General features: G+C 72.4%; 15 protein-coding genes. 7 read left to right on the top strand and 8 right to left on the bottom strand.

All coding sequences use genetic code 11. The features are described from left to right. Positions 1–35 precede the first annotated feature (35 nt). Together AB6L24_RS25525 and AB6L24_RS25520 are read right to left on the bottom strand one after the other, a co-directional pair. Positions 36–881: an ABC transporter permease gene (locus AB6L24_RS25525; protein ID WP_405658829.1), complete on the bottom strand. Its 846-nt coding sequence runs from the start codon at positions 879–881 to the stop codon at positions 36–38. Then, complete coding sequence (locus AB6L24_RS25520) at positions 878–1,936, bottom strand: ATP-binding cassette domain-containing protein (RefSeq protein ID WP_405658827.1); 1,059 nt, start codon at positions 1,934–1,936, stop codon at positions 878–880. Before AB6L24_RS25520 ends, AB6L24_RS25525 begins: the two co-directional genes overlap by 4 nt. Positions 1,937–2,163: 227 nt before the next feature. On the opposite strand from AB6L24_RS25520, the gene AB6L24_RS25515 reads away from it, so the two are divergent. Beyond that, the gene (locus AB6L24_RS25515) at positions 2,164–2,559 is read left to right on the top strand and encodes a hypothetical protein (protein ID WP_030362368.1); all 396 of its coding nucleotides are present in this window, start codon (positions 2,164–2,166) and stop codon (positions 2,557–2,559) included. Positions 2,560–2,651: 92 nt separating this feature from the next. Here AB6L24_RS25515 and AB6L24_RS25510 read toward each other — a convergent pair whose 3' ends face one another. Then, on the bottom strand, positions 2,652–3,956 hold the full coding sequence (locus AB6L24_RS25510) for an SGNH/GDSL hydrolase family protein (protein WP_405658824.1): 1,305 nt from the start codon (positions 3,954–3,956) through the stop codon (positions 2,652–2,654). A 225-nt stretch (positions 3,957–4,181) separates the two neighbouring features. Between AB6L24_RS25510 and AB6L24_RS25505 the strand changes: the two genes are divergently transcribed. Beyond that, positions 4,182–5,090, top strand: a complete 909-nt coding sequence (locus AB6L24_RS25505; protein ID WP_405658821.1) for a LysR family transcriptional regulator — start codon at positions 4,182–4,184, stop codon at positions 5,088–5,090. A gap of 43 nt (positions 5,091–5,133) precedes the next feature. On the opposite strand, the gene merB is transcribed toward AB6L24_RS25505, so the two are convergent. The 3 genes from merB to AB6L24_RS25490 form a co-directional block, all read right to left on the bottom strand. Beyond that, positions 5,134–5,754 (bottom strand): organomercurial lyase, encoded by a 621-nt coding sequence (merB, locus tag AB6L24_RS25500; RefSeq protein WP_380842822.1) that lies wholly within the window; start codon positions 5,752–5,754, stop codon positions 5,134–5,136. After that, positions 5,751–6,242 carry a hypothetical protein gene (locus AB6L24_RS25495; RefSeq protein WP_405658818.1) on the bottom strand — a complete coding sequence of 164 codons (492 nt, stop codon included), beginning with the start codon at positions 6,240–6,242 and terminating at the stop codon, positions 5,751–5,753. Before AB6L24_RS25495 ends, merB begins: the two co-directional genes overlap by 4 nt. Positions 6,243–6,348: 106 nt before the next feature. Continuing rightward, a complete protein-coding gene (locus AB6L24_RS25490; RefSeq protein WP_405658817.1) occupies positions 6,349–7,104 on the bottom strand; it encodes a TetR/AcrR family transcriptional regulator in 756 nt (251 codons plus the stop codon). A gap of 174 nt (positions 7,105–7,278) precedes the next feature. Between AB6L24_RS25490 and AB6L24_RS25485 the strand changes: the two genes are divergently transcribed. Next, complete coding sequence (locus AB6L24_RS25485) at positions 7,279–8,901, top strand: MFS transporter (protein ID WP_405658815.1); 1,623 nt, start codon at positions 7,279–7,281, stop codon at positions 8,899–8,901. Between the two features lie 492 nt (positions 8,902–9,393). Next, positions 9,394–11,460, top strand: coding sequence for an FUSC family protein (locus AB6L24_RS25480; protein ID WP_405658813.1), 2,067 nt, complete (start codon positions 9,394–9,396; stop codon positions 11,458–11,460). Positions 11,461–11,653: 193 nt separating this feature from the next. Here the strand turns inward: AB6L24_RS25480 and snpA are convergent, their stop codons facing one another. After that, entirely contained in the window at positions 11,654–12,334 is a 681-nt protein-coding gene (gene snpA / locus AB6L24_RS25475) for a snapalysin (protein WP_405658811.1), read from the bottom strand. A 209-nt stretch (positions 12,335–12,543) separates the two neighbouring features. Between snpA and AB6L24_RS25470 the strand changes: the two genes are divergently transcribed. Both AB6L24_RS25470 and AB6L24_RS25465 read left to right on the top strand, forming a co-directional pair. After that, on the top strand, positions 12,544–13,662 hold the full coding sequence (locus AB6L24_RS25470; protein ID WP_405658808.1) for a LysR family transcriptional regulator: 1,119 nt from the start codon (positions 12,544–12,546) through the stop codon (positions 13,660–13,662). 176 nt (positions 13,663–13,838) lie between these two features. Then, positions 13,839–15,140 (top strand): hypothetical protein, encoded by a 1,302-nt coding sequence (locus tag AB6L24_RS25465; RefSeq protein ID WP_405658806.1) that lies wholly within the window; start codon positions 13,839–13,841, stop codon positions 15,138–15,140. 104 nt (positions 15,141–15,244) lie between these two features. Here AB6L24_RS25465 and AB6L24_RS25460 read toward each other — a convergent pair whose 3' ends face one another. Continuing rightward, complete coding sequence (locus tag AB6L24_RS25460) at positions 15,245–17,365, bottom strand: PhoX family protein (RefSeq protein WP_405658804.1); 2,121 nt, start codon at positions 17,363–17,365, stop codon at positions 15,245–15,247. 784 nt (positions 17,366–18,149) lie between these two features. Between AB6L24_RS25460 and AB6L24_RS25455 the strand changes: the two genes are divergently transcribed. After that, complete coding sequence (locus tag AB6L24_RS25455) at positions 18,150–19,331, top strand: VWA domain-containing protein (RefSeq protein WP_405658802.1); 1,182 nt, start codon at positions 18,150–18,152, stop codon at positions 19,329–19,331. Positions 19,332–19,349: the final 18 nt, after the last annotated feature.

Genomic DNA, 19,349 nt, shown 5'->3' with positions numbered 1-19,349 from the left:
TTTGTGGGACGCCGGCGGCGCGCCGCCGGTCACCGCTACTTGCGGTTGTACAGCCGCATCGTGACCGGCCCGAACACCGCCACGAGCAGCCCCGCCCAGCCGAGGCTCCACGCGATGTCGGCGCCCGGCCAGTCGCCCGCCATCAGGCCGCGCACGGCGGAGGCGACGTGCGTGACGGGGTTGTTGTTGACGAAGGCCTGGAGCCAGCCCGGCATGGTCTCGGGCTTCACGAAGATGTCGCTGAGGAACGTCAGCGGGAACAGCACCATCATGCTGACGCCCATCACGGACTTCTCGGTGCGAAGCAGCAGCCCGAACATCGTCCACACCCAGGAGAAGGCGAACGAGAAGACGAGCAGCAGGAGCACGCCGCCGAGGACGCCGAGCGCGCTGTCCGGGCGGAAGCCCATGATGATGCCGACGGTGAGCATCACGGCGGACGCCATCGCGTACCGCAGGGCGTCGCCGAGGAGATAGCCGACCAGCGTCGAGGGCCGCCAGATGGGCAGCGAGCGGAAGCGGTCGAAGACGCCCTTCTCGATGTCGGTGTTGACCGAGACGCCCGTGTACATCGTGATCATGACGACGGACATCACCAGGATGCCGGGGAGCAGGTACTGGATGTACTCGCGCGGGGATCCGGCGAGGGCACCTCCGAAGAGGTACGTGTACATCAGCACCATCATGATCGGGAACGCCGTGACGTCGAACAGCTGCTCCGGCACGTGCTTGATCTTGAGTATGGCGCGCCAGCCGAAGGTCAGGGACGTGGAGAGGGCGCCCGGGCGCGGCGGGCGCTCCTTGGCGATGAGCAGTTCGGCGAGGGACTCGGTGCGCACGGGCGCGAGGTCCTGGGCCTCGGTGGTGGTCGCGGTGCTCATCGGGAGACCTCGGCTTCCTTCAGGTCCTGCGGGGCGTCCTGGCCGCTGGTGGGCTCGGGTTCGCTGGGGTGGCCGGTCAGGGCGAGGAACACCTCGTCGAGGCTGGGCTGGCCCAGGGAGAAGTTGTCGACGGTGATGCCGGTGCGGGCCAGCTCGGCGAGGGCACGGGACGCCTGCTCGGCCGCGCCCCGGCCGTTCGCCGCACCGCCGCCGACGCGGGCGGTGAGCGCGACCGGGTCGGGTTCGAGGTTGACCTCGGCGTCGAGCGCGATGCGCAGCACCTCCTCGGCCTGCGGGCGCTGCTCGGCGTGGCGCAGCCGGACGTGCACGGAGCCCGCGCCGACGGACGCCTTCAGCTCGCCCTTGGTGCCCTCGGCGATGACCTTGCCCTTGTCGATGACGGCGATGCGGGCGGCGAGCTGGTCGGCCTCGTCCAGGTACTGCGTGGTCAGGAGCACCGTGGTGCCGTGTCCCACGACCGCGCGGACGATGTCCCAGACCTGGTTGCGGCTGCGCGGGTCGAGGCCCGTCGTCGGCTCGTCGAGGAAGAGCAGGTCGGGGGTGTTGAGGATGGACGCGGCGATGTCGATGCGCCGCCGCATGCCGCCCGAGTAGTTCTTGACCTGGCGGGACGCGGCGTCACCGAGCCCGAAGGCGTCGAGGAGCTGCTCCGCGCGGCTGTACGCGGCCTTCTTGCCGTGGCCGGTCAGGCGGGCCAGGAGCACCAGGTTCTCGGTGCCGGTGAGGTCCTCGTCGACCGAGGCGTACTGCCCGGTGAGGCTGACCAGGCCGCGGACGGTGTCGGCCGCGCGGACCACGTCGTGGCCGAATACGTGTGCCTCGCCGCCGTCCGGGCGGAGGAGCGTGGCCAGCATCTTCACGGTCGTCGTCTTGCCCGCGCCGTTGGGCCCGAGGAGGCCGTAGACCGTCCCGGCCGGTACGGCGAGGTCGACGCCGTCGACCGCGCGGTTGTCGCCGAAGGTCTTCACCAGGCCCGCGGTCTCGATGGCCAGGCCCCCGGAGCCGGAGTCCCGGTGCGGCTGCTTGCTGCTCATGTCCCTGCGCCCTCCGCATGCGGATCGTCGGCCGCTCGTCGGCTGCTCGGCAGCGGCTCGTCATGAGGGGAGACCGGACCCGTGGCGGAAACTCATCGCCGAGCGCGTCGCCGATTTCCAGAGTGGCACGGGCTCCGGTGGAGCGCGGGGTCGAACGGGTGTTTCCTTGATGGGACGCCGCAAGGCGTGAGCAGCACACCGCAAGGCGTGAGCAGAGAGGAGCCGTCATGGCTCACACCGCACACGGAGCGCCCGGCACCCCCACCCTCCCCGGCATCCGCGCGCTCTCCGGCACCTGGGCGGGCCCCGCCCTCCTCGCCGTCGTCTACGGCCTCTGGGCCGCCGCGATCAACCGCGACGGCGGACCCATCACCAGCGGAAACGTCCTCTTCGGCGTGGTCTCGGGCGTCGCGTTCGGCGCGCTGTACGCGGCCGTGCGCCGCCTCGCCCCCGCCCTGCCGCGCGAGCTGCGCGCCACGGCCTGGGCGACCTTCGCGGGCGTGTCCTTCGGCTTCCTGTACAGCCTCACCGACGCGAGCGTGCTGCGGTCGGTGGGGATGGCGGGCACGGTGGCCGCGAGCGTGTTCGCGGTGACGTTCTACCGCTTCTACACGCGGGAGTGACCGTACGGTTCCCGCACGCGGGGACCCGGGCACGGCGGAGCGGCCGGGGCGGGCTGGTCCGCCCCGGCCGCCCCGGCCGCGCGCCGTGGTGCTCAGAGCGAGCCGAGGTCGACGGCCCGCGCCATCGCCGCGTACCCGGCGTCGTTCGGGTGCAGGTGGTCGCCGCTGTCGTACGCGGGCCGGATCCGCTCCGGGTCCTTCGGGTCGGCGAGGGCCTTGTCGAAGTCGACGTAGCCGTCGTACTCACCCGACGTGCGCACCCACTCGTTGAACTTGTCGCTGACCGCGGCGGCGCGCTCGCCGTAGTGGTCGGAGCCGCCGAGCGGGAGCAGCGTCGCGCCGACGGCCTTCAGGCCCTTGTCGTGGGCGGCGCGGATCAACTTGCGGTGCCCGGCGATGAGTTCGTCGGCGCTGACGATCGGCGCGGGCTTGTAGGTGGGCTTGTCGGTCTCGCTGAAGCCGATGTCGTTGAGGCCTTCGAGGATCACGACGGTGCCGACGCCGGGCAGGTCGAGGGCGTCCCGGCCGATGCGGCCCGTGCCCTTGGCGCCGTACCAGGCCGAGTCGTTGAGGACCATGTTGCCGCCGATGCCGGAGTTCACGACGGGCCGGGGCTTGCCCGACTTGGCGAGGCGCTCGGCGAGCGCGTCGGACCAGCGGCGGTTGAGGTCGGTGGAGGAGGCGAAGCCGTCGGTGATGGAGTCGCCGAAGAGGACGACGCCGTCCCGCGCGGCGGCCCGCCCGCCCGCCTTCCCGCTGTCGGCGACGTCCACGCCGGACAGGTAGTACCAGGACTCGGTCGACTCCTTGAAGGCGTCGGCGCCGGTGTCGCGGGTGTGGTCGCCGTCGGCCCGGTAGCTGGTCGCGAAGGCCTGCGCGTGGAAGGTGGCGGGCCCGGTGGTGCCGGACAGGTGCAGGGTGACGGTGACGGACTCGAAGCGGTCCAGGTCGAGCCCGGCGGCGTCGCTGGAGAGTTGGCCGCCCGCCGGGACGGTCACCGACTTCTTCCCGCCGAAGGTCAGCGTGCGCACCGAGCCGCGCTCGACGCCCGCGCCCTTGCCGCCCTCGGTGCGGGCGACGGTGGCGCTCGCGACGTGCAGCGGCGACGCGCCGTAGGCGTTGGAGAGGCGGATGCGGGCTCTGTCGCCCTTCTCGGTCACGCGGACGACCTGGCGCACGGTCTGGTCGTCGAAGCCCGCCTCGGACCAGTTGGCCTTGAAGCCGGTGCTCGGCCGCTGCGGCGACGCGGCCCACGCCGCTGACCAGGCGACCCCCTTCCCGGCCGCGTGGCGGCCTTGGCCCGCGCCGCCGTCGGAGGCCTGGGCGACGGTGACGGCGGTACCGGCGGTGACGGCGAGGGCGACAGCGACGGCGAGGGTGCGGGTACGCGAGAACATCATGAACTCCTGGAGGTCGGGGCCGGATTCGGCGGCTGCCGCTCCGACTCCTCAAAGATCCGCCGATCGCACCGGACCATCAACGCCGATCCGTGAAACGATCTCGAAGCCGAGGCTTATCGATGCAGGTCAGGCCGTTCGGGAAGGGTGCGGGGGCCTGCCGGTGTTGCCGTCTTCGGGGCTCCGCCTAGGGGTCCTCAGGGCCTACGCAAGGGGGAGCGCGCCGTGGAACGACAGGAACTGCAGACCTTTCTGACCCTCGCCGAGGAGCTGCACTTCGGCCGCACCGCCGAACGCCTGCTGCTCTCGCAGGCGCGGGTCAGCCAGACCGTGAAGAAGCTGGAGCGCAAGATCGGCGCCCCCCTCTTCGAACGCACCAGCCGCGTGGTGCGGATGTCCCCGCTGGGACGGCAGCTGTACGACGAGCTCGCGCCGCTGCACCACCGGATGGAGGAGGCCGTGGCCCGCGCCAAGGACCAGGCGCGGGGCATCGACGGGGAGTTGGGCGTCGGCTTCCTCGGCTCCGGCGCCGGATCGCTCACACAGCCGATCCTGAAGCTGTTCCGGGAGCGGTGCCCCGGCTGCGAGGTGCGGATGCGCGAGACGCAGTTCCAGGACCCGCTGGGCGCGCTCCGCGCGGGTGACATCGACATGCTGTTCACGTGCCTGCCGGTGGAGGAGCCCGACCTGACCGTCGGCCCCGTCGTCATCACCGAACACCGCGCCCTCGCCGTGCCCGTCGGCCACCGCTTCGCCGGCCGGACCTCGCTGTCCTTCGAGGAGTTGGCGGGCGAGACGTTCTTCCGGGTGGCGGGCGGCGCGCCCGCGTACTGGTGGGACTTCCATGTGCCGCCGCGCACGCCGAGCGGCCGGGAGATCCGGCGCGGGCAGGCGGTGGCGACGTTCCAGGAGCTGATGACGCTGGTCGCCACGGGGCAGGGGGTCTCCCCGGTCATCGCCTCCGTGGAGACGTACTACTCGCGTCCCGACGTGGTGTTCGTGCCCGTGCACGACCTGCCGACGGCGGATGTGGCGCTGGTGTGGCGGACCGGCAGCACGGGGTCTCGCGGGGACGCGTTCATTCGGACGGTGCGGGACGCTCTGGCCGCTCATGGGGGTCCGGCGTCGTTCTAGACCGCCCGCTTCGCGGCGGATCTTCCCCACCCACCCACCCTTCTCAGAACAGGTCAGCCAGGCGCTTCGCCACCGTCCACGCCTCCGCCGTCGAGCAGACCGCCAGGTCCGTGTCCTGGAGGGTGGCGTCCGTCGCCAGGGCCTCGCTGGCGTAGAAGTTGACGCGGTCGCAGAAGACCTCGCGGATGTCGGCGCCGGTGGCCGGGGCCAGGGTGACGGCGGCCGTGGCGGGGTGGACGTCGCGGACGCCGGACGGGGTGACGGTGGCGTGGACGGGCTCGCCGGTGGTGGCGCAGCGCGAGGTGATCCGGGAGACCGACTCGTCGAGGACGACGGGGAACATCAGGGCGTCCAGGGCGCACCAGCCGCGCACGGTGCGGCCGCGCAGCTCCATCGAGTGCGGGCGGTCGGCGTTCAGGGAGACGCCCGCGCCGATGATGTTGCCGTCGGGGTCGGTCTCCAGGCGGAAGTCCATGGCCTCGAAGCGGGGCAGGACCTCGTGCGGCGGCCAGCCCAGCATGCGCCCGGCCCGCTCGTGGGTGAGCGGGCCGAGTTCGAGCAGACCGTCGACGATCTTCGCGCCCGCGGCGCGGAGCCGTGCGCCCTGCGGCGAGGTCCACTTGGCGACGAGCTGGTCGCCGAGGGCGGCGGCGGGCGGGTTCACAGGCCGGGGGCCGCGCCGGGACGGTCGGCGCCCGGGTCGCCGGGGCCGCCCGCGCGCGAGCCGCCCGTGCCGGAAGCGTCCGCCCCGGACCGGTCCGCGCCCGACCCGTCCGCGCACAGCGCCCAGATCACGAACATGCCGAGCGCGATCGAGACCAGCGCCCACAGGGGTGTGTACGGCAGCCACAGGAACTGGGCGACGATGCTCACCGCCGCGAGGCCCACGCCCGCGCCCCGGGCCCAGTCCATGCCCTTGAGGACGCCCCAGCCGGTGACGGCGACGACCACCCCGAGCACCAGGTGGATCCAGCCCCAGGTGGTGAGGTTGAACTTGTAGACGTAGTCACCGAGGCGGGCGTACACGTCGTCCTTCGCGATGCCCGTGATGCCCGCGAGGACGCTGAGGACGCCGTTGACGAGCATCAGGACACCGGCGAACAGGGTGGGGCCGGAGGCGGGGGAGGTCGTGTCGCGCTGTGCAGAGTCCATGGTCCGAGCCTTGGGCGCGCCCGCGCGGAGGGCCACGCGGGACGAGCCATTCGGGCGTCGCCCACCCGGAGCGTGACCCCGGCCGGGCCTGCCCCCGCCTCCGGGCCTACTGCCTGCGCTGGGCCTCAAGCCCGTCCAGGATGCAGTCGAGCCCCTGGTCGAAGTTGCTGCGCCGGGTCTCGTCGACGGCGCCCGCGGTCTGCTCGGCGTACAGCCGGCGCATGCGCGGGTAGGGAGCCATGGCCTGCTCGGCGATCGACGCCATGCCCGCGAGCCACTCGTCCTCGCTCTGGCCGCTGCGGGCCAGCGCCGTCATCCAGGCGGCCTCGGTGGCGGCGATGCCGAGGACGTACGACCAGATGGTCTTGAGCGCCATCTCGCCCTGGTCCAGGTCGAAGCCGCCGGACTCGAAGAGCTCCAGCATGTCCTCGGTGAGCCGCATCATGTTCGGCCCCAGGTACGACATGCCCATCTCGCCGAGCACGGAGGCGATCCAGGGGTGCCCGAGGATCACGGAGCGCACGTTGTTGCCGCACTCCAGGGCGGCGGCGCGCCACTCGGCGCGCGATGCCGCCTTCGGCACCTCGATCTCGCCGTAGACCTGGTCCACGACCAGCTCGATCAGCTCGTCCTTGTTGGACACGTGCGTGTAGAGCGAGGTGGCCCCGGCGTTCAGGCGGGTGCCGAGCTTGCGCATGCTCAGCGCCTCGATGCCGTCGGCGTCGAGCAGGGCGACGGCCTCGGCGACGATCTGGTCGCGGCTGAGCGCGGGCTGCTCGCGGCGTGAGCGCTGTGGACGCGTCCACACGGATCCGGTCGACGGGTCGGACGACGGCTTGGTCGGCTGCGCGGCGCGTGGCATGCGGCCACCCCTTTTCTGCTCGGCGAGTGCGTCTCGTCCCCTCCACCCTAGCGCAGCGGGCGCACGCCGTTCGGATGTTGCGAACACTGTACGGCGTACGTACAGTGTGCGGAGTTGGCGAACGCCGTACGGAGCGTTCGCGCATCACTCGTTGCTCATTGGGGAGGTCCGGAGATGGACGGGTCGGAAACGAAGGCGGCGACCGCGAAGGCGGTGGCGCGGGATCCCAAGCGGTGGCTGATCCTGGTCGTGCTCTGCCTGAGCACGCTGGTCCTGGTCGTCGACAACATGGTCCTGACCGTGTCCGTCCCGCCGATCGCGGAGGACCTGGACGCGAGCGCCTCGGACCTCCAGTGGATCCTCGACTCGTACATGCTGGTGTTCGCCGGTCTGCTGCTGACCTCCGGATCGCTCTCGGACCGGTTCGGGCGCCGCAAGGTGATGATCATCGGCCTGGTGCTCTTCGGCGCGGCCTCCCTGCTCGCCACGGTCGCCGAGTCGCCCGAGCAGCTGATCGCCGGACGCGTCCTGATGGGCGTCGGCGGCGCGCTGATCATGCCGAGCACCCTGTCGATCCTCATCACCGTCTTCGACGAGGACGAGCGGCCCAAGGCCATCGCGGCCTGGAGCGCCGTGGCGATGGTCGGACTCGTCGGCGGCCCCGTCCTCGGCGGCGCGCTGATCGGTCACTTCTGGTGGGGCGCGGTCTTCCTGATCAACGTCCCGATCGCCGTGCTCGCCATCGTCGCCGCGCTCGTCCTGATGCCCGAGTCCAAGGGCCCCTGGCGCAAGGCCGACCCGGTCGGCATGGTCCTGTCGGTCGTCGGCATGGTGGCCCTCGTCTGGACCATCACCGAGTGGCCGAAGGTCGGACTCGACGACCCGAAGGTGTACGTCGCCGCGATCGTGACCGTGCTCTGCCTGGTCGGCTTCGCCGTCTGGGAGACCCGTGTGGCCGAGCCGATGGTGCCGCTGTCCCTCTTCCGCAACCGGGTCTTCACCGGTGCCAGCTTCTCCATCGTGCTGCTGACCTTCGCCAACGGCGGCCTGATGCTCGTCCTCAGCCAGTACCTCCAGTTCGTCCTGGAGTACTCCCCCACCGACACCGGCTGGGCCTTCGCGCCGCTCGCCGTCGCCTCCCTCGTCTTCAACACCCTCGGCGCCACGCTCGGCCAGAAGGCCGGCAACCGCGTGATGGTGGCCCTCGGTCTGACCATCACCGCCGCCGGGTTCTTCACCCTCACCACGCTGCAGCCCGGTGACGGCTTCGGCATGGTCACCGTCGCCATGGTCCTCATGGGCATGGGTGGCGGCCTCGCCATGCCGGCCGCGCAGGCCGCCCTCATGGGCGCCGTCCCCGCCGAGCACGCCGGGGTCGGCTCCGCCCTCAACGACACCGTCCAGCAGGCCGGTGCCGCCCTCGGCGTCGCCGTCCTCGGCTCCATCCTGTCCCACACGTACGGCAACGAGATGCCCGCCGACGTTCCCGGCAAGGCCGACGAATCCATCGTCGAAGCCTTCGCGGAGGCCGCGCGCACCGGCAACACCGCCCTCGTCGACACCGCTCGGGACGCGTTCACCGAGGCGATGTCCGCGAGCTTCGTGGTCGGGGCCGTGGGTGTCCTCGTCGCTGCGGCCCTCTCTCTCCTCCTGATGAAGGACCGTGCGCCCGCAGACGCGGTGGTGGTCCCGGAGGCCGGTACGGAGTCGGCGGGTGCTGGTGCGCCCGCCGAGGCGGGTGCTGCCGCGCCTGCCTCCGACGGGGCCGCTGCCACGGCCCCGAAGCCCGGCCCCTGAGACCCACGGCCCCGGGCCCCGCGCCCGGGCCTCACCGCGACGACGGCCGCCCCGCGCTCTCCCCAGCGCACGGGCGGCCGTCGCCGTCCTCGCGGGGCGCCCCGGTCCCGCCCCTTCTCCGAAACCGGGGCTCCGCCCCTGGACCCCGCGGGTGGGTGCCCCGTTGCCCTGGGCCGGGGGCACCCTCGATCGGCGCTCCGCGCCTCGTCCTCAAACGCCGGACGGGCTGAAATATCCCCGGGGCGGGCCGGAAAGGCACTGCGGGGCGGGGAGAGGTGCCGCGGGGCTGAGGGTGCCGGGCTGTTGCTCGGATGGGCCGAGGTTGGGCGGGTGGGTGGGAGGAAGCCCGTCCGGCGATTGAGGACGAGGCGCGGAGCGCCGATGCGGGGGTGACCCCGGCGGGGCTGAGGGTGCCGGGCTGTTGGGCAGCAGGCCCAGGGAGCGCGCTGTCCCACCCGAGAGGGCCACGCGGCCCCGGGCGATAATGAGCCCATGCGGCACCGCACCCTCACCCCTCCCGACTGGCTGGTCAGGTCGCTCAAACCGCAACCCGCCCCCATCCCCTGGGCAGCCGTCACCCGCGCGGCGATCGGAATGTCGCTCCCCCTGGCCATCGGCACGGCGGCCGGAAAACCGACCTACGGCGCCCTGGCCGCGATGGGCGCCCTGTCAGGGGTGATCGGCGACACGGCGGACGCGTACCGCATGCGGATCCTGAACATCGCGGTACCGCAGCTGTTCGGCGCCCTGGGCGTCACCCTGGGAGCCCTGGTCTTCGGCCACGGCTGGACGGCGGTCGCGGCGGTGACCCTGGTCGCCCTGATCTCCGGCATGATGTCGACGATCGGCGCGGTCGCCTCCGTATCGGGACTGTTGCTGCTGCTCAACTGCGTGATCGGCGCGGGCCTCCCCCTCCCCGGCGCGTGGTGGCTCGCCCCCGCCCTGATGACGGGCGGCGGCCTCCTCGTCCTCGCCCTGGCCCTCCTCGCGTGGCCCCTGCGCTCCGGCGTACCGGAACGCGCCGCGGTCGCCGCGACGTACCGCGACGCCGCCGCCCTCCTGGACGCCGCGGGCACCGGCGACGGCGACGACGAGGCGTACGACAAGGCCCGCGCGGCCGTCACCGCGTCCCTCAACCAGGCGTACGACCTGGTCCTCGCCCGCCGCACCCGCGACCACGGCCGCAGCCCCGACCTGGTCCGCCTGATCGCCGAACTCAACGCCGTCACCCCGGTCGTGGAGGCCGCCCCGGTCGCCCACCGGTACGGCGAGAAGCTCCCGCCCGAACTCCCCGCGGCCATGCGGGAGCTGGCCAAGGCCGTGGAACGGGGAGAACGGGGAGAACGCGGCGAACGGGGAGAACGCGGTGAACGCGGCGAACGCGGCGAACGCGGCGAACGCGGCGAACCCGGCGGCGGCCACCACAGCGGCAGCGGCTACGGCGACCTCGGCCTGCCCGAAGAACTCCCCGAGCCGCACGGCGCGGCCGCCCGCGCCGTGCACCACGCCCTGAAGCACGCCGCCGACACCCTCGCCGACCCCGACCCGCTCACCGTCGTGCACGCCGAGGACCGCCTCGGCCGCCCGGCCGCGCTACGGGTCCGTGCCCGCCGCGCCACCCGCAACGTCATCCTGTCGGGGGCGTCCTGGCGCTACGGCCTGCGCCTCGCCCTGTGCATCGGCATCGCCCAGGCGCTGGTGTCCCTCATCGACGTACCGCGCTCGTACTGGGTGGCCCTGACCATCACGTTCGTCCTCAAGCCCGACTTCGGCTCGGTGTTCTCGCGGGCGGTGCTCCGGGCGCTCGGCACGGCGGTCGGCCTGGTCGTGGCCGCAGCCGTCCTCTCCGCCGTGGAACGCGGCTGGTGGGACGTCCCCGTCGTCCTCGTCCTCGCCACCCTCATCCCCGCGCTCACCCCGCGCGGCTACGGCTACCAGACAGCCGCCATCACCCCCGTCATCCTGCTGCTGTCCGACGTCCTCAACCACCAGGGCTTCGGGCTCGTCGTGCCGCGCCTCGTCGACAGCCTCATCGGCTGCGGCATCGCGCTCGTCGCGGGGTATCTGCTGTGGCCCGAGAGCTGGCACACCCGCATCGGCGACCGGCTCGCCGACGCCGTCTCCGACACGGCCCGCTACGTCGAGTGCGCCTTCGGTCCCGGATCCGACGCCACCGCGCCCGCCGCGCGGGCCCGGATGCGGCGCCGCCTCTACCGCGACCTCTCCGACATCCGCACCGAGTTCCAGCGCGCCCTCACCGAGCCACCGCCGACCGGCGCGCGTGCCGCCGCATGGTGGCCGCTCGTCGTCGCCGTCGAACGGATCGTCGACGCGACGACGGCGGCGCGGGTGCGGGTGCGGCACGGGGCCGAGTCTCCCGGGGCCGGGGAAGTGGCCGAGGTGTCCCGGCAGTTGCGGGAGCTGGCCGAGGGCCTTCGGGAGGTGGAGGTTCTGGTGCCGGTTCCGGTGGAGTTCACCGGGTCGTCCAAGGACAGCGTGCTCGATCCCCTCCGGCAGGAGGTGGGGGCGGCGCGGGCGGTCGCGTCACCGCGGGCGTAGGGGCCTCGCAGGTGCGCCCCAGTCCCACCCCTTCCCGAAACTGGGGGCTCCGCCCCCAGACCCCCGCTCCTCAAACGCCGGACGGGCTGGTTTCAGCCCGTCCGGCGTTTGAGGACGAGGCGCGAAGCGCCGATCAGCGGAGGTCCGGGGGCGGCAGCCCCCGGTTCGGGAAGGGGCGGGGTTGGGGAATGTCTCAGCCCTGCTTCTGGACCTGCTTCATCGCCTTCGCCAGACCGTTCGCCCACAGCCGGTCGACCCGGGCACGCTCAGCCGCGTTGGGCTGGGCGTTCTGGCAGGACGTGCCGGGCCCGCCGCCCGACATCAGCTCGGAGCACGGGCCCCGGTAGTTGTCGGGAAGACCGAGGACGTGCCCGGTCTCGTGGGCGGTGACGCGAGTGGAGTTGTACTGCTGGTTCTGCCGGTAGTCGAGGAAGATGTAGCCACGGCCGTGGCCGTCGGTGCTGGCGTACGAACCACGCGGGTCATTGCCCTCGCGGTACGAGAAGCTGGCACCACTGCTGCCCTGCTGGAGCTTGACGTTGGTGACCGCGGCGTTCCATATGGAGGTGGAGGACGCGATCTGCTGACGGAAGGTCGGAGCCTGCGAGGCGTTGTACGTCACGGTGACGGCCTTGGCGCCCGGGTTGGCGGCGCGCTTCTCGGCGACGGCCTTGACGACCGCGTCGAAGAACGCCTTGTTCGCGGCGGCCTCTTCACCGGAGCCCTGGTAGCGGGCGACGGAGGCGGCCGTGGACACCGAGGACTTCTCGGCACCCGCCCGGGGGGAGTCGGCGGCCGAGGCGACGGTCGACGTTCCGAGCGCGGCGGCGGCGAGGCCGAGGGCGGCGGCGACGGACAGATAACGCTTGTGCATGTGGGGGGCTCCCTACTCGTTCGGTGAAAGGTGAACGTTTCGGTACCCGTGAGTGTCGGGGAGCCACGGCGCCGGCGGATGATGGCAGATGGCGATAGGGCGGTGCTATCGCCGCACATCCGGACACCGTCCATACGTGCCAACTCGTGGGGGTCCGTAGGGGTTTGGGAGGCTGGTGTGAGCACGTCAGCCGTTCTAGTCTCACGCCCATGGAGCTCGAGGTCAGGCATCTCCGCGCACTCTGTGCCATCGCCGACACCGGAAGCCTGCACAAGGCCGCCCGCCAACTCGGCATGAGCCAGCCTTCCCTGACCACCCAGCTGCGCCGCATCGAGCACGCCGTCGGCGGCCAGCTCTTCGCCCGCGAGCGCACCGGCTGCCGCCCCACCCCCCTCGGCCGCGTCGTCCTGAGCCGCGCCCGCCCCCTGGTCGTGGAGATGCGTGCCCTGGTCACCGAGGCCAGGGCCACCGCGGCGCGCGCCGACGACGGCACCCCGCAGCTGCGCATCGGCTCCACCGCGAGCCGCGCCATACCGGGCTGGCTGCGCCGGCTCAGGCACCGCATGCCGGGCACCGAGACCTCCCTCCAGATGGACGTCTCCGCGAACGCGCTCCTGCAAATGGTGGCCGCCGGTCAGCTTGACATCGCCTTCGTCCACGAGGTCGAGGGCTGCCCGCTGCGCCTGCCCGACGGACTGCGCCGGCGTGTCCTCGTCGACCGCGAGCCGCAGTTCGTGTCGCTCGCCGCCGACCACCCCGCGACCCGCAAGGACGTCGTCCACCTCACCGACCTCGCCGCCGACCGCTGGATGGTGGACCCGACGGTCGACGGCGAATGGGACGGACTGCAAAGGGTGTTGCGGGAGGCCGGTCTCAACCCGCGTGTCCTGCACGGCGATTACCTCACCGCCGCCACCCTGGTCGCCACCGGCGAGGTCGTCACCGTCTGCCAGCCCACCTCGGTGGCGAGACCCGACATGGCGGTCAGACCCCTGGCCGGCGATCCGCTCGGCGTCCGCCTCCTGGTCGCCGCCCGTACGACGGCGGAGCTCGACGCGGTCTACGGCGAGCTGGAGGCCGCGTACTGGGAGGCCGCCGCGGAGGCCCCGGCGTACCAGGACTGGCTGCTCGGCGGCAGGGGCAGCGGCAGACCCAGCGGGAGACCCGACGCGAGATACGACGGGAGATACGACGACGACCGAGTCACCGCCCCGGTGCCGATCCCCGTGGCGATACCGGTCTCCGCCCCCACCCCCGTCACCGCCCCCGCCCCACCCCCGGACCTTGGTCCCGCAGCTTCTCAGGACCTTCGCCCCACCCCTCTCTAAACCCCCTCCGACCTGCGGTTTTCTCCGTTTTACGGTTCCGCGTCACGGTATCCGGCCGGTTGTTACGTTCCCTACGGATGACGCACACATGGCGCCCGTAGCTTCATATCCGTCGCCACCGCAAAGGGGCACAAAGACGGACAGTTCGTAAGCCAGCCACGAGGGAAGTTCACGCCATGCGCGCCACCCGACGCACCATCCGCACCGCCGCCATCGCCACCGGCGCGATCGCCGCGCTCGCCGTCCCCACCACCGCGGCGTTCGCGGACGCACCGTCCACCCCGCGGTCCCACGTCGCCCCGGACGACGAGGCCACCCCGGCGCCGAAGCCGGACGACGAGGTCGCACCGACCCCGAAGCCCGACGACCAGGTCACCCCGACGCCGGGCCCGGACGACAAGACCACCCCGGACGACAAGACGACGCCCGACGACAAGACCACCCCGGACGACAAGACCACGCCCGACGACAACACCGACCCCGACAAGCCGGTCCCCGGCGGCTGGGAGTCCAAGGGCACCGTCTCGCTGGGCGGCGGCTGGACCGCCGACGTCGAGGTGAACGCCTCCGCGCGGTCCGCCAAGGCGCAGATATCCCTGGACGGCACCCCCAAGGGCTCGCTGAGCGCCGAGGGCCGGTCGGCGAGCACGAAGATCGACACCTACACGTTCGTGCTGGGCCCCGACGGCTCGGTCCACAAGTCCGGCGGCGACCAGGACAACCGCGACCGGGACAAGGACAAGCCGGTGCCCGGCGGCTGGGTCTCCAAGGGCACCGTCTCCCTCGGCCACGGCTGGACCGCCAAGGTCGACGTGAACGCCTCCGCCCGCAGCGCCAAGGCGCAGATCTTCCTGAACGGCAAGGCCAAGGGCTCCCTGAAGGCGTACATCAAGCCCGCGTCCACGAAGATCAACGGCTGTACGTTCACGCTCGCCGCCGACGGCGGCATCACCAAGACCGGCAAGCCGACCCCGCCGAAGCCCAAGCCGCAGCCCGCGAAGAAGCGGACCTTCGTCCGCGAGTACAAGAACCTCGGCAAGTCCGGCTTCGACGCCAAGGTCTACAGGACCAAGGCCGGGTACGAGGCCGACATGATCGGCAAGTCCCCGAGCAGCGGCAAGAAGATCGTCTGGGACACCCTGAAGCAGCGCGGCAACAAGGCGGCGTACGGCCAGCACAACGGCGCCCACTTCGTGCTCTACCCGAACGGCACCATGAAGGGCTGGGTCGACGGCCGCACCGGCGGCAAGCCGAAGACGCACACCGGCGGCACGGCGACCGGCACGGGCACCGGGACCGGCACGGGCACCTCGGCGTCCGACCGCGCCGTCCCGCAGGGCGGTGTGAAGGCCGGTGCCGAGAACGCCACCCCGGCCTCGCACGGCACCCCGCTGGTCGCCGCGGGCGGCGGCATGGCGGCGCTCGGCGCGGCGGGCCTCGGCTTCGCGATGTACCGGCGCAAGCAGCAGGGCCAGTGACACGACCAGCAGCACGCGGTACGTGAAGGGGGCGCCCCTCCCCCGGGGGGCGCCCCCTTCACGTACTCACGAAAGCAACGCGAGCAGCGGCACCGCTCGGCGTACTAGACGCCGATGTCCCCGCCGTCCTTGCGCCACACCGACACGACCGCCGGGCGGACGATCTTGCCGGGGCCGTCGGGCCAGACGCTCGCGGGCTTCTCGACGGACGCGCCGTCGATCTCGCCCGGGTGCTGCACGGCCACCAGGACGCGGCGCTCCTGGACGAGCGGGCCGCAGGTCTCCGCGCCCTTCGGCATGGTGAGGAACTGCTTCAGCTCACCGCGCCGGTCGCCCTTCGTGGCGACGCCGAACAGGCCGTCGTGGGAGCCGAGCTGGTTGCCGTCGGTGGAGATCCACAGGTTGCCGTGCGGGTCGAAGGCCACGTTGTCGGGGCAGGAGATGGGGCTGACCTTGTCCTTCGGGAAGCCCGCGAAGTAGGTGGCCGGGTCGTTCGGGTCGCCCGCGACGAGGAAGAGGTTCCAGCCGAAGCGGGTGGACTCCGGCCGGTTCCTGGACTCCGTGAGCTCGAGCACCTGCCCGTGCTTGTTGAGGTTGCGCGGGTTGGCCTCGTCGGCGCCGTCCTTGCCGGGCTTGCCGCGGTCGGTGTTGTTCGTCAGGGCGACGTACACCTTGCCGCTGCTCGGGGAGGGCTCGATGTCCTCGGGGCGGTCCATCTTCGTGGCGCCGACCTTGTCACCGGCGAGGCGCGTGAAGACGTACACCTCGTCGGCGGTCATGCCCTCGACGTGGCTGACGGCCTTGCCGCCCGCGTACGCGGTGGCCAGCGGGATCCACGTGCCGCTGCCGTCGAACTCGCCGTCGGACGGCAGCTTGCCCGTACCGTCGATCTCCGCGGCCGGGGAGTCACCGGTGAACTTGGCGACGTACAGCGTGCCCTCGTCGAGGAGCGTCAGGTTGTGCTCGCGGGCCCAGCGGGAGTTGCCCTTCGCCATCCGCTTGCTGCCGACGAACTTGTAGACGTAGTCGAAGCGCTCGTCGTCGCCCATGTACACGACCGGGCGGCCGTCGCTGGTCAGACGGGGCTGGGCGCCCTCGTGCTTGAAGCGGCCGAGCGCGGTGCGCTTGCGCGGGACGGAGTCCGGGTCGTACGGGTCCAGCTCGACGACCCAGCCGAAGCGGTTGGGCTCGTTCGGCTCCTTGGTGAGGTCGAAGCGGTCGTCGAAACGCTCCCACTTGCGCTCGGACTCGCCGCCCGCGACGCCGTACCGCTTCAGGCGCGCCGCCTGCGTCGGGTCCGTCACCTTGTCCGCGTGGCCGAAGTACTGGTTGAAGTTCTCCTCGCCGTGCAGCGTCGTGCCCCACGGGGTGGTGCCGCCCGAGCAGTTGTTGAGCGTGCCGAGGACGGTGACGCCGCGCGGGTCGGCCTTCGTGCGGACGAGCTCGCTGCGGGCCGCCGGTCCTGTGAGGTGGAACTTGCTGGTGGTGGTGAGGCGCCGGTTCAGCTGGTGGCGCGGTACGGCGCGCAGGGCGCCCGTCCTGCGCTCGCCCTCGACCACGACCACGGACAGGCCGTGCGCGGCCCAGGCGATCTCGACCTGCTCGCGGGTGGGGTTCTTGGCGTCGTACCCCTTGAACATCAGGATTTCGTCCGTGTACTCGTGGTTCGCCACGAGGACCTGACGGCCGTGCTCCTCGCCGTGCTTCTCGCCGCGCAGCGGGAGCAGGCTGAGGAAGTCGTTGTTGTAGCCGAACTGGCCCGCCTGTGCCTTGGCGGTCTGCTTGTCCGCGTGGAACGCCGGGGCGCCGCGCAGGATGGGCTCGCCCCAGCGGATCACGACGTTCTGGCCGTAGCCGCCGGGGACGGTGACCGTGTCGGCGGTGTTCGGGGCGACGGGCGTGAAGCGGAGGCCGCGGGCCGCCTTTTTCCCTCTGCGTTTCGCCTCGGCGGCCGCGGCTTCTCCGGCGGCGGCCTGGGCCTCCGCGGCGCCGGGGCCGAGGGCGAGGCCGCCCGCGGCGGAGGCCGCGACGGTGACCACGGCCGCGGCGCGCATCATCGAGCGGCGGCTCAGGGCCCCGGCTATGACGTCACCCATGTACTCGTTGTCGCTGGTGTTGGGCACCGGGTGGAAGCAGGCGTCACCGCAGCGGAACCGGCACGTCATGGCCGAGCGGCCGCCGGAGCCGCCCGGGTGAGAGGTGATCAGGGGCAGCAGCTTGCGCACGGGGTCCTCCATGGGTGGCCGGTTGACGGCGCTTTGGCTTCTTTTTGCCGGTGATTCCGGCTGGAGGCTAGGGGTGGCGGCAGGACCTACGGGGGACTGCGGATGAACGGCGGGTGAATCCGTGTCAGGTCCGGCCCGACTGCTCCCCCCGAGCGGTGGCCGCTAACCTTACGTGTCTCTCATGGCCAGGGGCCGGCTGCGGGAACAAGTCATGCGAAGGGTTGCGCACATGGGCATTCTGGGACGTCTGCGAGCCGTCTTCCGACGGTCTTCTTCCTCTACGGTTCCTGAGGTCGAGCCGGGCTCGGCTTCGGCCTCTACGGTGTCCGAGGGGGCCTCGGGCTCGGCGGTGTCCGGGGAGGCGTCGGCCTCTGCGGTGCCTGAGGCGCGCTCGGGCTCGGCGGTGCCTGAGGCGCGCTCGGCCTCGGCGGTGTCCGACGAAGCGTCGGGCTCGGCTGCGCCTGTGGAGAGCGCGCCGAGGGCGGCGGAGGCGGGTGCGTCGGTGACGGGCGGCTCTGCGGCGGGTGCCGCTGGCGGTGGTACGTCGGAGAGTGCGCCCCGGGCCGGCGGCGGTAGGCGGTCCGCCGCCGAGGCGTTGGTGGCTGAGGCCTTCGACAACGTGACGGTGCGTGTCCCGGCCCACCGCTCCGCAGCGGATGACTCCCACCCGCCCACCCGTGACTCCCAACATCAGGGTGCCCCCACGGCAACCCCGGCCCCGGAGCCGCCCCCTGCCCCCGAGGCCCCCACTGCCCAGGCGGACGCCACGGCCCCCGAGGCGCCGGTGGCCCCCGAGTCCCCGGAGGACCTGGATGCCCCGAAGGCCCCGGAGGACAAGGAGGCACCCGAGGCCGCCGCAGACCTCGCGGACGCCACGGCTTCTGCGGGGTCGGTGGACACCGTGAAGGGGGCGGACCGCGCGGACACCGTGGACGCGGCGGCCCCCGTCACCCCGGAACTCGACGCCCCGGGCGAACCCACACCCCCAGCCCCGGCCCTCACGGAGCCCGAAGCCCCGGCCGCCCCGGGAGCTGACACCCCGACGGAGCCCGACCCCCAGGCCAAGCCCACCATCCCGGCCGCCCGGCAGGCCGTCACCCCCGACTCGGCCCTCACCACCGAGCCGACCAACCCGGCCGACCTCACGGCGCAGCCGGAAGCCTCTGCCCCGGCCCAAGCGGAGCCCGCCCCGGCGCAGCCGGAGACCACCCCGGCCGAGCCGGACCTCACCGTCGAGCCGGAGCCCGCTCCCGCGCAGCCGGAAGCCTCCACCCCCGCCCCGGTGGAGCCCGCCCCGGCCAAGGCGGGCCCCGCCCTCACCCCGGCCAAGGTGAAGGCAACCGCCCCCACCCTCGCCACCGCGTACCGCGCCGCAGCCGCAGCCCTCCGCAAGCGCGAGCTGGACGGCACCCGAGCCCACGTCTACCTCGTCCTGGACCGCTCCGGCTCCATGCGCCCGTACTACAAGGACGGCTCCGCCCAGAACCTCGCCGACCAGACCCTGGCCCTCGCCGCCCACACGGACCCCGCCGCCACCGTCCACCTGGTCTTCTTCTCGACGGACATCGACGGCACCGCCGACCTCACCCTCGACGCCCACGAGAACCGCGTGGACGAGCTGCACGCCGCCGCGGGCCGCATGGGCCGCACCAGCTACCACCGCGCCATCGAGGAGGTCGTCGCCCACTACGAGAAGTCGGACCACGTCGGCGAACCCGCCCTCGTGATCTTCCAGACCGACGGCGCCCCGGACACCAAGGGCCCCGCCAACCAGGCCCTGGCGGACGCCGCCCGCCACCCCCTGTTCTTCTCGTTCGTCGCCTTCGGCGACAAGGACGCCAAGGCCTTCGACTACCTCCGCAGGCTCAAGGCGGACAACACGGCGCACTTCCTCACGGGCCCCGACCCGAGGGAACTCACCGACAAGGAGCTGTACGAGGGCGTGCTCGCCTCCTGGCGCCCGTGACCCGGTAGCCGCCGGGCC

It is taken from the genome of Streptomyces sp. RK9 (genome assembly GCF_045070545.1).
Lineage (GTDB): Bacteria > Actinomycetota > Actinomycetes > Streptomycetales > Streptomycetaceae > Streptomyces > Streptomyces alboflavus.
Note: the sequence above shows the minus strand (reverse complement) of the source record. Positions and strands in the feature narration are given on the sequence as shown.